Origin of the sequence: Bdellovibrio reynosensis (assembly GCF_022814725.1) — a bacterium.
GTDB lineage: Bacteria > Bdellovibrionota > Bdellovibrionia > Bdellovibrionales > Bdellovibrionaceae > Bdellovibrio > Bdellovibrio reynosensis.
This window is the reverse complement of the sequence record NZ_CP093442.1, coordinates 2,727,546-2,741,643: the sequence shown is the minus strand read 5'-3', so window position 1 is coordinate 2,741,643 and position 14,098 is coordinate 2,727,546. Positions and strand designations below refer to the sequence as shown.

The window sequence follows — 14,098 nt, the reverse complement described above, 5'->3', positions numbered from 1 at the left end:
CTAAGTTGCCTGGCTCGAGTTATTTCTTTTCACAGATAGAAATAAAAGCCACATTGCTCCGAGGGCAAAAATAAACTCCAAAGTTCCAACTGCAATAAACAACAAACTTAAGCCTGCCCCAACCTGTGAGGCTAAGGCTTTCGGTAGCCAAAAAGCTGCTAATGAATCGGTAAAGTAACCAGCAGAAAATCCCCCGACAGCAACAGCAATGGGATAGAGGCCTTGTCCTAAAACACGACGTGCTCCAAAAATTCGCCCCTGGACAGATTTGTCTACTCGTTCCTGCCAATAAGTCTGATTACAAGCATTGATAATTGGAGTTAGAAATGAGCGAATTGAAAAACCAATAGCTAAACCAAGAATCCCCAGGCCAAATCCGATAGATATTCTACCTGCTAAAGCTCCTAAAGCAGTTAAACAGAATATTAAAAAAGTAATTTTCTTAGCAGGAAAGGTGCTTTGCCAAACTCCACCAAGAACGGCTGCAGCACCCATAAAGGAACTTACCAGCGCTAATGAAGAATTATCACCTAAAAATCGCGTAAGTATAAAAGCCGATACGAGTCCTCCGGTAATTCCATTAAGAAAATTTTGAATCGTGAAAAAGATTTGCATGCTTAATAGGGATCTATTGTTGAATATCTGCTCAAACCCCAACACCAAATTTTTTGCAAAGGAAATAGATTTAGAAACTTGAATCGAAGATGATTTCTTTGAAGGCAGAAAAACAACTGGAAATAAAGCAAACATAAATGAAAACGCATCAGCGCATAGCAAAGTCTCAACTCCAACCAGAGAAATAGCGGCAGCAGCTAACGGCGGGCCTACAACCAACGGTAAGCTTTCAAAAATAGAAGCTACGCCGTTAAATCTCCCGAGAGAAGATTCATCTACTAGTTCAACCACTGAGGCTTGAAACGTCAAATTTTTAATGCTGTCAAATATACCCATCGCAGCCATCAAAATATATAGCTGCGCCATTGATCCACCGATTCTGAAATGAAAAACCAGAAGAATTGAAATCACTAATAACGAGGTATTTGATAGCAAAAGAAGACTTCTCTTAGGGAACCGATCAACCAGAGGCCCGGCAAATAGACTAAAATAAATCTGCGCGAAAAACTTCCAGAAGACTAATCCAGCCATTGCAGAAGCGCTGCCGGTTTTATTAAAAACAGACGTCGCAACTCCAAAGGATGTTAAGGACGAACCTAACAAAGATAGAAATTCACCGGTCCACAGAAAAATAAAAGGAAAGTGCTTGTTTTTAAATACTTGCATTGGAAACTTCAGAATTATTCACTTCAATTAAAAATTAATCGTAAGTCGTGGACATAGTCGTAACTTAAGGCCGAAGAATAGTGCCGGTAGGAGTGTTGACTGCTTTTTCATATTTCCTCCCTGGAAAGTTAGTAAAACACTACTCAGCAAGGATGGTGCCAGGAATTTTTAAAATTGCTGGTTTTAAAAGGATCTGGAGAAAAGACCCATCTAAGATCTAAGAATTTGGTCCTCATTTCCAGATAGATGGTATCAATTTAAAAAATAAAAGAAGGTGACACTCCTTAGAAAAAGAGTGTCGGAGTTAGTTTTCAACACCCGATAACCTTTTCTATTTTTCTTTGCGAATACCTTTAAAAGGTTTTTCATCTGCTTTCTGATCCAAAAACTTTCCATCAGGCCCACGCTTAGTCCAATGATCCGTCTTTGAATTATTAACTTGAGAACGACCTCTGACTGCGCCATTACGGTGTCCATCACCTTTAGGGGGATTTGTAGCCATGTGATTCCTCCTGATAGATAGTTCAATGATGATCTAGCTGATTTACCGATCAATATGTAAATTCACCGAGCCTACTGCCATTTGAAACATTCTCCCTAAGATTCACAGACTAGACGCGCTCAAGTCAGTGGTGTTCGATATGGCAAAATTAAAAATTTAAAAGTATCTTTGCCCACATAAAGGTGGTGTATGGTGATCTAAATAGTCGTTCACTTAATTCATTAGATTTCCTTTTGTCTTTCTTCGAATGGCCCCGAGCTTTTTTAGGAGGCAAAAATGGGAAAAAAATTATACGTAGGCAACCTTTCATACAATATCAGTGACGAACATTTGGCTGATCTTTTTGCACAATACGGACAAGTCGAATCTGCACGCATCGTTATGGACCGTGATTCTGGTCGCAGCAAAGGTTTCGCTTTTGTTGAGATGTCGAGCGACTCTGAAGCACAAACTGCAATGGAAAAACTTAATGGCAGCGAACAATCTGGAAGAGCTTTAAACGTAAGTGAAGCAAAGCCAATGGCTCCAAGAGACAGCAACCGCAGCAGCGGACGTAGCAGCTATAACAATCGTTCTCGTTACTAAAAAAAGAACTTTCCTTTCACTGAAAGGAGGTTCCTTTGGCGAAAGACGATCTAGTAAGCATTGACGGAAAAGTTTCAAGTCTATCCGGCGGCGGGGTTTATTATATAACGTTGGAAAACGGTGTTGATATCTCAGCAAAGCTGTGTGGAAAGATGAAAAAGTTTAAAATCAAAGTTGTGGTCGGAGACAGAGTGACAGTTGGCATGTCACCTTACGATCCCACCCACGGTTTAATTCTTCATCGACATAAATTCTAAAGTGCATTTTAAAGAGAACGGATAGATACCGTTCTCTTTTTTTATTCATCCTGCGATATTTTTTTTTCGCAAATTTGAATTATTGTAGTTACTGATTCAATACAGATTAAACATCCAAGTTTCCTCGGCTACCATTGATTTATTTTATCGCAAAGTCAGAAGGACACATCTTCATGGAGCCAACTTCCCCAGAGCGAGATACTTTTGGAAAAAGCACGGCTGTCAATAAAAAGGCCGCCGACGTGCTAAGGACTAACCGTGAAAAGATTCGTGCTGAATGGGAGAAAAATGTACGGTCGGTATTAGTATCCCAAGCAAAGGATAAAAGTTCGGCTGAAATGTCAAATACGCTGCAACTGTTTTTAAATGAAGTTATTCAAAAAATTGAAAGAAATGACAATCCCGAGCATGCAGACATTTACAAAGGAATGTCTGGCGAACACGGTGGGCTTCGCGCAACTTTTCGCGGATACTTCCTTCCTGACCTTTTTAAAGAGTTTAGCATCTTACGTCAGATCATAAATAAAGAGCTCCACGACCACAAAGTCCTTTCGTATGAGGTTCGCTCGATAATAGATGAATCGATAGATAGTGTTATTTCTTCTGCGGCTACAGAATTTGCCAGTGTTCAAAAACAAGGAATACAGGATGCTTTATTTGATGCTGAGGTCAGCAATCGAGATCTTGACCAATTTGCCTCAGTCGCGGCCCATGATTTAAAGTCGCCACTTGCAACAATCGCAGGTTATCTAGAGCTTCTTAAAGACGAATTAAAGGAGCCCCCCGAAAGTGACTCGATCAAATATATAGAAACAATGCAAAAGGCCTCAGCAAGAATGATGCGGCTGATTGATTCCCTACTCAACTATTCAAGACTATCTACTCCCGTTAAAGAATTTAAAAGTGTAGATATTAATGAAATTTTAAAATCTACTGAGCAAAATCTAAAAAAAATAGTGCAAGAAACCGGCGCCACCATAGATTATGAAAATCTTCCCCTGGTTCTAGGTGATGAGGATTTCATTAATCAGCTTTTTCAAAATTTAATATCAAACAGCATAAAATTCCGACGTGCAGAGCCCCCGAAAATAATTATTACCGCCGAGGATGACGGGGGTATGTGGAAATTCATTCTGCAAGATAACGGTATCGGTTTTGATCCCACCTATAAGACTGAAATATTTAAATTATATAAAAAGCTTCATGGCAATGACACCTATCAAGGATCAGGAATCGGATTGGCAACATGTCGAAAAGTTGTCGAACTGCACGGAGGAAAAATATGGGCAGATTCGAGCCCTGGCAAAGGAACAATATTTTATTTTACACTTCCAAAAGGACCAAAGAATTAGTGTCACAGCCCACTATCATCGTTCTTTCGTTTCGGTATAGATGAAGGAATGTATGAAGCAAACCCTGATCTAGATTAGTGTTGGTTGAAATCTAGACTTATTTTTTCTACCTGAACCTGATCAGTTTTTTTACCCTAAGTGCATCTTAATAATAAAAAGGAAGTGCACGTGCTAGGTAAAACAATATTAAAAATTTTTGTTCCATTCTTAATAACTCCGGTTGTCGTTTTTGCGGCACCGGTGAAAGACAATTCATTCTTAATCGAAGAAGCCTATAACCAGGAAGAAGGCGTACTTCAATTCATCCAAGGTTTTCAATATTCCGATCGCAGCAACGATTGGAACTATACTTTCACTAATGAGATTCCGCTTGGGGGCGAGGCCCACCAGATTTCTTACGTAATTCCTGTAAATAAAAGTTTAGACCAAAACGGCGCAGATCAAACTGGCATCGATGATGTGCTAATCAATTACAGATACCAACTTTTTAACAATCAAATGATTTCAATGGCGCCCCGTCTGTCACTGATTATGCCTACGGGCGATTATCAAAAAGGTTTTGGTTCCGGAGTTTTAGGTCTTCAATTCAACCAATCCGTTTCAATCACCCTGAACGATAAATGGGCAAACCATTGGAACCTGGGTTTCACCTATCTGCCCGATGCAAAAAATGCTGCCGACCAAAAAGCATCATTGTTCGGATATAATTTCGCTAGCAGTGTTGTCTATTTCATGACAGAGAAAACCAATCTACTTTGCGAGTTTGTGTTTAACAGTCAGGAAGAAGTGATAGGCGAAGGTCAAAAGGCAGAAGGCACCTCATACCTGCTTGTTCCCGGAATCCGCACAGCCTTTGATGTCGGAGAAGAAACAGAAATTGTTCCGGGCCTAGGTGCGGTGTTTGGTTTGGGACCATCCGCCGTTGAACATGAAACTGGTGTGTTCGTTTATTTATCGGTTGAATCAAAACTTTGGTAGCGCTTAATGAAGTTCACTTTGAAGACTCAACTATGGATGTTGTGTGGCGGCTTTTTAGTTATCCTTCTTTTAGTCGCCATAATTTCTAACTTCAGCTCATCACATTTAACCACACAGTTTGATAACGTGGCCAATGTGCAACTGCCTGCAGTTAGGAATATGACCCTGGCAGATATGATGCATGACGGGCTAAGATCCGTGGTACTAGCTTCCTTGGTGGCTGCCGAAAGCAAAGATGAACAAGGATTAAAAGAAGCCATTGAAGAGGCCAAAGCTAAAGCTGCTGACTTCACAGCCTATTTAGAAAACTTAGAAAGACTTCCACTAAATCAAGATACAAAGGCCGCCATTCTGGAAACAAAACCCAGAATGAACACCTATATTGATCAAACAAATAAAATCGTTCAATCCGCAGCCAATGAAGGCTATGAAAGCGCAAAAACTTTACTTCCAGAGTTTGATAAGAGCTTTAAAGACCTTGAAGGCCGAATGGAAACCTTGGGTGAATTGATTGAAAAAGACGCCGCCAAAGCGCACGCCTCGGGTGGCATTTATACTACTCTGAATATAGTAATATCAATTATCGGAGTTCTGTTTTGCTTGGTGTTTGGATCTTTCATTACGATTGGTTTGATTAAGACCATGAATGCATTTTCGCAAAAAATCCATCACGCTGGCAGTTCGCTAGAAACAGCAAGCTTTCAATTAAGTAGTGCAAGTCAGGTGCTAGCAACAGGAGCCAGCGAATCCGCTGCTTCATTAGAGGAAACTGTCGCCTCGTTAGAAGAACTTTCAAGCATGGTTCGACTGAATTCCGAAAACGCAGCAAAAGCCTCAGAACTTTCAAATGAAAGCGTTGAACAATCAAGGTTAGGATCAGACGCGATCAAAAAATTAACAACCTCTATGGGCGAGATCCAAGAATCCTCAAAGAAAATGGAAGAGATCATTAAGGTCATTGACGACATCGCTTTTCAGACCAATCTATTAGCGCTAAACGCCTCAGTAGAAGCTGCAAGAGCCGGAGAAATGGGTAAAGGCTTCGCAGTCGTAGCAGAAGCCGTAAGAAGCCTAGCCGCAAGAAGTGCCGAATCAGCAAAAGACATTTCAAAGATGATCCAAAATAGCGTAACGAGAACACAAGAAGGCGGACAAGCCGCCGAACAAAGCGCAACACTGATAGAAAAATTCTTCGAATCAGCAAAATCCGTCAGCGAATTAAACAATCAAATCAGCGAAGCCAGCAAAGAACAAGCAATGGGCATATCGCAAATAAACCAAGCAATGAACAAAGTAGATCAATCTTCACAAAGCAACGCCCAAGTAGCTCAAGAGGTAGCCCAAAACAGCGAAGAAATGTCAGGCCTATCGAAAAGAATGAACGAAATAGTAGAAGACCTAAACCAACTAATCTCAGGCCAAAGAAATCAAACCTAAAGGAGTTTTCTGCCAAAGGCAGAAAACGACAATCCATCCACAAAAAACACGGAGTAAATTGCCGGCGGCAATTTACGACTAAACCCAAAAACGACAATCGAAGGCGGGAAACTTTAGAAACTACTCCAGCGAAGCTGGAGTGCTAACGGCACAAATAAAAAAACCGCCAGAGGGCGGTTGTTTTATTTGGTAGGGAGTACAGGATTCGAACCTGCGACATCCACCTTGTAAGGGTGGCGCTCTACCAACTGAGCTAACTCCCTATTGTGTAGAAGGACCACTTTGTAACAAGGGTCCGACCTCAATACAATATCTTTTTTTAAAAATCCTGATTTTTTATATCTTCCATGCAAGTTTTTTGCGTCAGGTACGCTGAGACCTTCATAATTTGCATATGAACCATCTCTTCAGGGCCTTTATTATCCAGAGCACCCATTGAAAGAACCATAACGCCTTGAACAGCAACGCGGCCTTTTAATGGTGGAATTGGAGAATCGCTTTCCTTAAACGCTGTCAACTGCACACGGTAAGTAGTTCCCGCTTTGCTAGTCATTTGCGCCAATACTTTTTGTTTATTTTCGATGCCTACGCCCGTAGCTAGCAAGCGGCAAGTGTCACCATCGTACTGCTTCACTTGAAGCTGACGAAGACCCGTGCTCTTCTGACGAACTACTTTTAAAGCAAAGTAAGATACGAACTCGTCTTGCTCTACTTTCCATAGACCTTGGATATCTTGCCAAGGGAATGGTTGAGCCAAGCTCCATGGCCATGGAACCCAACGATCATCGCTGGCTGGCATGACATGTTCTTCTCTTGGATAAACTGCGTGAGAATTCAAAGAGATGCTTAAGCCGGTAAATAAAATCAGTGCTGTAAATAAAATTTTGCGCAACATGAATCCCCCCTAGTGCTCGAAATGAACTCGAGCCGCTTTATTCATGTAATACCCGTTCTTGGCTCTAAAAATATACTTTGGTTTTTCATAATCCGGTTCAATCAGCTTACGTAAACGTTTGATCGTCACGTAAATCTTATTGTCGTGGATTGCAGGATCATAAGGCTGCTTCCATACGTTTTCAACAAGGTATTCTTTAGAATAGATCTGTCCTTGATTCTGAACAAATAAACGTAGCAAATCTAACAAAATGAACTGATTCTTAAAGTCGATGCGACCCAATTTCTTTTCGATAACAGAATGATTTGGTTCATCAAAGATAAGATCGAAGTTTGTTTGCGTTTCGCCGCCAATTTTTTCAGCAAGCTGGCGAACCATTCTGCCTAAACGTTTGTGGTTTTCACCATCGACAGAACGTTGGGCAAGAGTGATGTATGTTCTTGCCATATCTTTATCGCCGATTTCAAAGTAAGCATCAGCCAAACCACCCATAAGGTAGTTAGACATGACGACATTGCGAGTCTCCTTCACGATGTCGTAAGCCTTCCAAAGAACCTCGATCGCTTCATCGTACTTTTTCATTTGTTTTAGAATGTCAGCATTCAAGAACAATGAAGACGCTTGCAGATCAGGCATTTGGTAAACTTGGAAGAATACTTGGAGATTGTAGATTTCTTTTAAAGCGTCAGAGTGGCGGCCCACTGCTGGATGAGAATAAACCATCGCAAGACCGAAAATAGCATGACAGATATCTTCTTTGTTATCCGCAGCTAAAGCGATAGCTAATGCTTTTTGCAAATAGTCCATCGCTGTCTCTAGTTGTCCTTTGTAAGAAGCGCACACCGCAAGCGTGTAATAAGTTTTGGAGTTAAGCTCGAAGCCTTCTTTAAGAACTAAATCTTGAAGTTTTTCTTTTGTAGAATTGATTTCTTCAAATTGCTCTCGCTCTGCATAGATACGTAGCAATAGGTTTAAGCACTTCAGGTAGTGAGAGAAATTTTTCTCAGCAAAATAGCCTTTCGAAGCATCAAGAAGATGCTGAACAGCTGGATCGAATTCACCTCGATCACAATACAGTTTGCCGAGCTCAAAAGCGCGCTCTAGTTGATTCATGGTTCTTCCAACTCCAAACAAAAGAAGAATTACTTGCGAGGGAGTTGTTTTTTCAGATTGTCAGTATTTCGTCAATGTAAGACGCGAACAGTTGCATAAAAACCGGGCAGAGTTGGAATTGATTTCAGTAATTTAATGTAACTGCCCGCCTGTAAGGCATTGACGCGACAGGCGAAGTTGCGAAATTTAATAAAAAAACGCTTTTTAAATACTGCCGTGTTTGCCTTGAAAATGAGGCATTTCAAGGGGTTTAAGGCATTTAAAAAGGAAACCGAAACTTCACTGCCCTTTGATAAAAGTAATGGGATTTAAGATCAGTTTAGAAATTTATCGAATCATCACAATTTCTGAAATATCTATAAATTGCTTTCAGTTTGAAGGCAAAACAGTTGAAGAATAGGTTGCTGATTTTTTGACTGCTAGTTTTAAGAATAAAAAAAGCCCTCTTGCGAGGGCTTTTTAAGTTTTAATTGTTTCTTAAAATCTAGTGATGATGAACCGCTTGGCCTGTGTATTGAGCTTTGATACCGAACTCTGTCTCCTTCTGAACTTTGAAAAGTTCTTTCGGAGATTTGATATCAAGAGCGTTGATCAATACTTGGTCCACATGGTCTACCAAGATCACTTTAAGGTCTTTCATAACATCCTTAGGGATGTCCTTAAGATCCTTTTCGTTTTCTTTAGGGCAGATAATAATCTTAATACCACCACGATGAGCAGCTAAGATTTTCTCTTTTAAACCACCGATAGCCATCACCCGACCGCGAAGTGAAATCTCTCCAGTCATTGCCACAGTACGTTTTACTGCCACTTTCATGATTGCTGAAACAATCGAAGTCGTCAGAGCGATACCTGCTGAAGGACCGTCCTTAGGAACAGCACCTTCTGGCAAATGGATGTGTACGTCGATGTTAGAGAAGTATTCTTTGTCCAAACCGAACAAAGGACCTCTTGAACGAACGTAGCTCATCGCTGCTGAGCAAGACTCTTTCATCACGTCGCCTAGTTGACCAGTGACGGTGAATTTACCTTTACCAGGTACCACACTCACCTCTACGGCTAACAGGTCACCGCCCACTTCAGTCCAAGCCATACCGTTAGTCAGACCGATTTCATTTTCAGTCTCAATAACACCGAACTTGAATTTGTGCGGACCAAGAAGCTCAACAAGTTTCGTCGGAGTTACAACGTAACCAGCGTTTTTACCCGTGGTAGTCGCCGTCGCCTTCGCAGATTTTCCAGCTCCCTTTTTAGCAGCCGCTGCGGCTTTCTTACCTGTTGATTCTGAAGTTTTAGTATCGTTTCTGAAAGTTTCTAAAGTTTCGTTCATCACGATGTCTTTAGCAACTTTACGAGCCACGTTACCAACTTGTCTTTCTAGATTACGCACACCCGCTTCACGAGTGTAGTAACGGATCACATCACGAATAGTTTCGTCTTTGATCGTCACTTTATAATCTTTCAGACCATGGTTTTCCAATTGCTTAGGAACTAGATAATTCTTAGCGATATGGAATTTTTCCTGCTCGATATAACCTTCAAGATTGATGATTTCCATACGATCCAGTAACGGACGAGGAATCGTGTGCAGCGAGTTCGCTGTCGCGATAAACATCACCTTTGAAAGGTCATACTCAAGTTCCAAGTAGTGATCTTGGAAGTTGTTGTTTTGTTCTGGATCCAACACTTCTAACATCGCTGCGGCTGGGTCACCACGGAAGTCGTTGGCCATTTTGTCGATCTCATCCAGCAATACAAGCGGATTACCTTTATCAACTTTACGAAGAGCTTGCAGGATTTTACCTGGCATCGCACCCACGTATGTTTTTCTATGACCACGAATCTCCGCTTCGTCTCTTACGCCACCTAAAGAAATTCTGGCGAATGGACGGTTTAACGATTCAGCGATGGATCTAGCCAAAGAAGTTTTACCCACCCCTGGAGGACCTGCTAAGCAAAGGATAGGACCTTTCATATCTTTAGAGATTGAAAGAACCGCCAAGTATTCAAGGATACGGTCTTTGACTTTTTCTAGACCCCAGTGGTCGTCATCAAGGATGCGCTGAGCATTCTTAATGTCATGTTTTTCTTCGTTATAATCATACCAAGGAAGAGAAAGCACCCAGTCGATATAATTACGAACTACGGTTGCTTCCGCAGACATAGGGGACATCATTTTGAGTTTTTTAATCTCTTTCATGACCTTGTCTTTGGCTTCTTGGCTCATTTTTTTATTCTTAGTTTTAACTTCTAAGTCCTGCAATTCAGCTTGATAGTCGTCTTTTTCACCAAGTTCTTTTTGAATCGCCTGCATTTGCTCGTTTAAGTAGTATTCTTTTTGCGAGCGTTCCATTTGCTTTTTCACGCGCGTGCGGATCTTTTTCTCTACTTCTAGGATTTCGATCTCGCCGGTCATTAAATTCAACAAATGTTCTAAGCGTTTAGATGCATCGATGATCTCTAGAACCGTTTGCTTGTCTTCAAGCTTTAAGTTCAATTGAGCAACGATGATATCAGCTAGTTCACCAGGGTTTTCGATAGTCGATACACGCATCAAAATTTCTGGTGGAATACGCTTATTCAGTTTTACGTAGGTTTCAAACGTTGATTTGACTGAGCGAACCAAAGCTTGAGCCTCAACAACGTTTGTAGCGTCTTCTTCTAAGGGCTCTGCAGCCACCATAAAGAAGTTCTCATTGTTAATGAAATTCTTAATCTTTACGCGACGTTTGCCTTCAACAAGAACTTTCACAGTTCCATCTGGCAGGCGTAAAAGTTGGATGATTGTACCGACTGTTCCGATTGCAAAGATATCTTTAGGTTCGGGATTGTTTGTTTTGGCGTCTTTTTGTGCCGCCAAGACAATGTCTGTTTGCTTGCTCATCGCTTCTTCTAGAGCATTGATGCTCTTTTCGCGACCTACAAACAACGGCATCATCATATGTGGAAATATGATGAGGTCTCTTAGGGGTAAAAGTGGTAGTTGTTGTACTTTTCCCTCGCTCATATCCGATCCCTCCCTGTGGTTAACGAGCACTTGCGCTACTTAAAGACACAAGAGGTTTTTGCGGGGGTTAATATCCTTATCAACCGTGAGCAAATTCCTAAACTCAGTCTAACTATGTGTTCGATTACTGGGAAGTAAATATATCACGAGAAAAAACAGTTCTGGCCCTGACAAATAAATAATCTGCTTAAGAACTAGGCAGTATAAAAACGGCTAATGTTAACCGAAAAGCTTTTTAATTGCGGACAAAATCCGATTATATTTCTTAAATGTAATTTACCACAGATATTAAATGGTCCCTTTTTATCCGGATTAGATTATAAATACGCACTGTGACACCAAGTTTTGCCAGTAGATGGTTCCGCCGAAATTCACTTTCTCTTAAGCTCCTCATTGCTACATGGGCGGTGAGTTCTTTTGCCACGTTAGTACTAACGGCCTTCCAATTAATTATGGATTATCAAAGGGATTTCGAAAAGTTGCAGAACAACTTTGCGATCATAAAGAATTCCTATCTTGATTCCATGGCAGAACATTTGTGGTCCTATGATACTCGTCTTTTAGAGATTCAATTAGACGGTTTAAGTCGACTTCAAGGCGTGAGCTATCTACGTCTAGTGGCAGATAACAAAGACATTTACGAAACCGGCAAATCAGATCCGACAGATGATAACTACAAACGATTTGATATTTATCACAAGAATACCAACGAGATCTTAGGTACCTTGGATGTCGAATTAGATGTTAAAAATCTGCGGGCAAAATACTTCCAAGAAGCGATTTGGATTTTCATTCGACAAGCCGGAAAGACCTTAGTTGTTGTCTTCTGTCTTTACTTTATCTTCAATCACATCCTGGTCGTACATATTCAAGACATAGCTGAATACTTACGAGGGCAAGGTAAAGGGCGAAGCGCTGAAGAGCTCAAACTGCGGCGGCCTCATCACAAGGGCGAAGATGAACTTGACGTTCTTGTAGACTCTTTAAACCGATTCAGGCGCGAACTCTTGCAAGCCAATGAGCAGCTTGAAACTTTAAACCAGGCACTTGAACAAAAAGTCACTGATCGCACGCGCCAGTTAACGACTAAAAACGAAAGTCTTGAAAAAGCCATGCTGCAGATCAAGCGCATGCAAGCCACTTTAGTCGCACAAGAGCGTTTAGCTTCTTTAGGAAGTTTAACTGCCAGTGTGGCCCATGAGATTCGCAATCCATTAAACTTTGTTTTGAACTTTAGCGAACTCTTAACGGATACAGAAAATATCGCGGAAGTTAAAGAGATCAGCCGCGTGGTCTTAAAACACTCTCAAAGAATCGATCAGATTGTTCGCTCTATGCAGATTCTTTCTGGGTACGATAGCGATATTTTAGAAACATCTGACGTGAACGAAATCGTTAAAAGAGCTTATCAAGAAACAGTCTCTAGCCGCTCTTTAGGATCAAGCTATGTTCCGCCGAAGGTGAACTATCGACTGGCCGATAAAGCCTTGGCTCCGGTTTATTCGACGTCGTTATTACGTGCTTTATCAAATATCGTAGATAACGCTATTCATGCCTTAGAAAAGAAAGTTATCACGAATAAGAATTTCGAACCGGAGTTGACATTATCTACAGCCGTCCGTGGTGATATGATTGAGATCTCTATTCGCGATAATGGAATCGGTATTCCTGCAATTCTTGGGGAGAAAATTTTTGATCCATTTTTGACCACAAAATCTGCAGGCGAAGGGGCTGGTTTGGGTCTAACGGTAGCTTTTAATATTGCCCAGAAACATGGCGGCACTCTAAAATATACGAGTGAGTTTGGCCAATGGACTGAGTTCGTTATGGCATTACCGTTAGTACATGAAAGACCTAATGCATGATTCATATCGTGATTGTAGATGATGAGGCCGACACCCATCTTCTATATAAGCTAAAGTTTAAAAAACTTTTCGCCAGCATCGGTGAATTGAATCTTGTCTCGTTTCTTTCAGCGCCAGAGACGCTGGATTATCTAAATAAGCCGACCACCCCGCCAGTAGATCTTATTCTTTCTGATATTAATATGCCTGATATGGACGGTTTCGAGCTGTTGCAGGAACTTCGCAAAAACCACAGCAAAATTCCTGTCTATATGGTGAGCGCCTATGAGTCGCCTGAATATAGAATGAAAGCGGCATCACTTGGGGCAGCTCGCTTCCTTAGTAAGCCCGTCGACTTTCATACGCTGATAGAAATGATCAAAAAAGATTTGCAATTAGGCTAATATCCCCAAGCATAATTTTGATTAAGATTTGAACAGGGCTCGGGGCTTTTGTTCATGTCTTTAGCGCCAAGGACTTCCGCAGCGCTAGAATTTAGACATGCTTCTTTATTGGAAGCCAAACATGCACATGGTTCTAAAATGTTTCGGCTGTTCTGTGCTAATCCTTCGATTGAAAAAATGAATCCAACAGCGAAAGCAAGTGTCAGCATTCCTACTAGTATTTGCTCTCTCATAACGATCCCCCGGCTGAGGAAAAGTATAGAAGCGCTCTTTTCGGCCATACATAAGAATCTCAGGCGGATGCAATCTTGCAACCAGCAGCTTAATCCACAATTTCGGCAATGTTCGGCTGAAAAATACCCCTGGGCTTCAGTCCAAGATTTTAAGTTTTTAAACAGACACTAAGGATGTGGTTCATTATGCTAAGTCATAGATATTCTTTA

General features: G+C 41.1%; 13 protein-coding genes and 1 tRNA gene. 7 read left to right on the top strand and 7 right to left on the bottom strand.

Annotated elements, in window-relative coordinates:
- The gene (locus tag MNR06_RS12825; protein WP_243536678.1) at positions 1–1,281 is read right to left on the bottom strand and encodes an MFS transporter; all 1,281 of its coding nucleotides are present in this window, start codon (positions 1,279–1,281) and stop codon (positions 1–3) included.
- 331 nt (positions 1,282–1,612) lie between these two features.
- Positions 1,613–1,783, bottom strand: coding sequence for a hypothetical protein (locus tag MNR06_RS12820; RefSeq protein ID WP_243536676.1), 171 nt, complete (start codon positions 1,781–1,783; stop codon positions 1,613–1,615).
- A gap of 276 nt (positions 1,784–2,059) precedes the next feature.
- Between MNR06_RS12820 and MNR06_RS12815 the strand changes: the two genes are divergently transcribed.
- The 5 genes from MNR06_RS12815 (at position 2,060) to MNR06_RS12795 (ending at position 6,392) form a co-directional block, all read left to right on the top strand.
- Positions 2,060–2,368 (top strand): RNA recognition motif domain-containing protein, encoded by a 309-nt coding sequence (locus tag MNR06_RS12815; protein ID WP_243536674.1) that lies wholly within the window; start codon positions 2,060–2,062, stop codon positions 2,366–2,368.
- Positions 2,369–2,403: 35 nt separating this feature from the next.
- Positions 2,404–2,625 (top strand): translation initiation factor IF-1, encoded by a 222-nt coding sequence (infA, locus tag MNR06_RS12810; RefSeq protein WP_243536673.1) that lies wholly within the window; start codon positions 2,404–2,406, stop codon positions 2,623–2,625.
- A gap of 173 nt (positions 2,626–2,798) precedes the next feature.
- Complete coding sequence (locus MNR06_RS12805) at positions 2,799–3,977, top strand: sensor histidine kinase (RefSeq protein ID WP_243536672.1); 1,179 nt, start codon at positions 2,799–2,801, stop codon at positions 3,975–3,977.
- A 168-nt stretch (positions 3,978–4,145) separates the two neighbouring features.
- Positions 4,146–4,955, top strand: coding sequence for a DUF3187 family protein (locus MNR06_RS12800; protein ID WP_243536671.1), 810 nt, complete (start codon positions 4,146–4,148; stop codon positions 4,953–4,955).
- 6 nt (positions 4,956–4,961) lie between these two features.
- A complete protein-coding gene (locus MNR06_RS12795; RefSeq protein WP_243536670.1) occupies positions 4,962–6,392 on the top strand; it encodes a HAMP domain-containing methyl-accepting chemotaxis protein in 1,431 nt (476 codons plus the stop codon).
- A gap of 187 nt (positions 6,393–6,579) precedes the next feature.
- Here MNR06_RS12795 and MNR06_RS12790 read toward each other — a convergent pair.
- The 4 genes from MNR06_RS12790 to lon all read right to left on the bottom strand — a co-directional run bounded on the left by MNR06_RS12790 (position 6,580) and on the right by lon (position 11,407).
- Positions 6,580–6,655 (bottom strand) — tRNA-Val (locus MNR06_RS12790).
- A 56-nt stretch (positions 6,656–6,711) separates the two neighbouring features.
- A complete protein-coding gene (locus tag MNR06_RS12785) occupies positions 6,712–7,287 on the bottom strand; it encodes a hypothetical protein (RefSeq protein ID WP_243536669.1) in 576 nt (191 codons plus the stop codon).
- A gap of 9 nt (positions 7,288–7,296) precedes the next feature.
- Positions 7,297–8,400: a winged helix-turn-helix domain-containing protein gene (locus MNR06_RS12780; protein ID WP_243536668.1), complete on the bottom strand. Its 1,104-nt coding sequence runs from the start codon at positions 8,398–8,400 to the stop codon at positions 7,297–7,299.
- Positions 8,401–8,884: 484 nt separating this feature from the next.
- Complete coding sequence (lon, locus tag MNR06_RS12775; protein WP_243536667.1) at positions 8,885–11,407, bottom strand: endopeptidase La; 2,523 nt, start codon at positions 11,405–11,407, stop codon at positions 8,885–8,887.
- A gap of 407 nt (positions 11,408–11,814) precedes the next feature.
- On the opposite strand from lon, the gene MNR06_RS12770 reads away from it, so the two are divergent.
- Positions 11,815–13,272, top strand: a complete 1,458-nt coding sequence (locus MNR06_RS12770; RefSeq protein ID WP_243536666.1) for a sensor histidine kinase — start codon at positions 11,815–11,817, stop codon at positions 13,270–13,272.
- A complete protein-coding gene (locus tag MNR06_RS12765; protein WP_243536665.1) occupies positions 13,269–13,655 on the top strand; it encodes a response regulator in 387 nt (128 codons plus the stop codon). Before MNR06_RS12770 ends, MNR06_RS12765 begins: the two co-directional genes overlap by 4 nt.
- On the opposite strand, the gene MNR06_RS12760 is transcribed toward MNR06_RS12765, so the two are convergent.
- Complete coding sequence (locus MNR06_RS12760; protein WP_243536664.1) at positions 13,652–13,888, bottom strand: hypothetical protein; 237 nt, start codon at positions 13,886–13,888, stop codon at positions 13,652–13,654. The two genes, MNR06_RS12765 and MNR06_RS12760, sit on opposite strands and share 4 nt — an antisense overlap.
- Between the last annotated feature and the right edge of the window lie 210 nt (positions 13,889–14,098).

What these genes read in the sequence shown, in the direction of transcription:
- MNR06_RS12825 (WP_243536678.1), bottom strand. Translation starts at nt 1,281, where the DNA reads ATGCAAGTATTTAAAAACAAGCACTTTCCTTTTATTTTTCTGTGGACC.
- MNR06_RS12820 (WP_243536676.1), bottom strand. Translation starts at nt 1,783, where the DNA reads ATGGCTACAAATCCCCCTAAAGGTGATGGACACCGTAATGGCGCAGTC.
- MNR06_RS12815 (WP_243536674.1), top strand. Translation starts at nt 2,060, where the DNA reads ATGGGAAAAAAATTATACGTAGGCAACCTTTCATACAATATCAGTGAC.
- MNR06_RS12805 (WP_243536672.1), top strand. Translation starts at nt 2,799, where the DNA reads ATGGAGCCAACTTCCCCAGAGCGAGATACTTTTGGAAAAAGCACGGCT.
- MNR06_RS12795 (WP_243536670.1), top strand. Translation starts at nt 4,962, where the DNA reads ATGAAGTTCACTTTGAAGACTCAACTATGGATGTTGTGTGGCGGCTTT.
- MNR06_RS12785 (WP_243536669.1), bottom strand. Translation starts at nt 7,287, where the DNA reads ATGTTGCGCAAAATTTTATTTACAGCACTGATTTTATTTACCGGCTTA.
- MNR06_RS12780 (WP_243536668.1), bottom strand. Translation starts at nt 8,400, where the DNA reads ATGAATCAACTAGAGCGCGCTTTTGAGCTCGGCAAACTGTATTGTGAT.
- lon (WP_243536667.1), bottom strand. Translation starts at nt 11,407, where the DNA reads ATGAGCGAGGGAAAAGTACAACAACTACCACTTTTACCCCTAAGAGAC.
- MNR06_RS12765 (WP_243536665.1), top strand. Translation starts at nt 13,269, where the DNA reads ATGATTCATATCGTGATTGTAGATGATGAGGCCGACACCCATCTTCTA.
- MNR06_RS12760 (WP_243536664.1), bottom strand. Translation starts at nt 13,888, where the DNA reads ATGAGAGAGCAAATACTAGTAGGAATGCTGACACTTGCTTTCGCTGTT.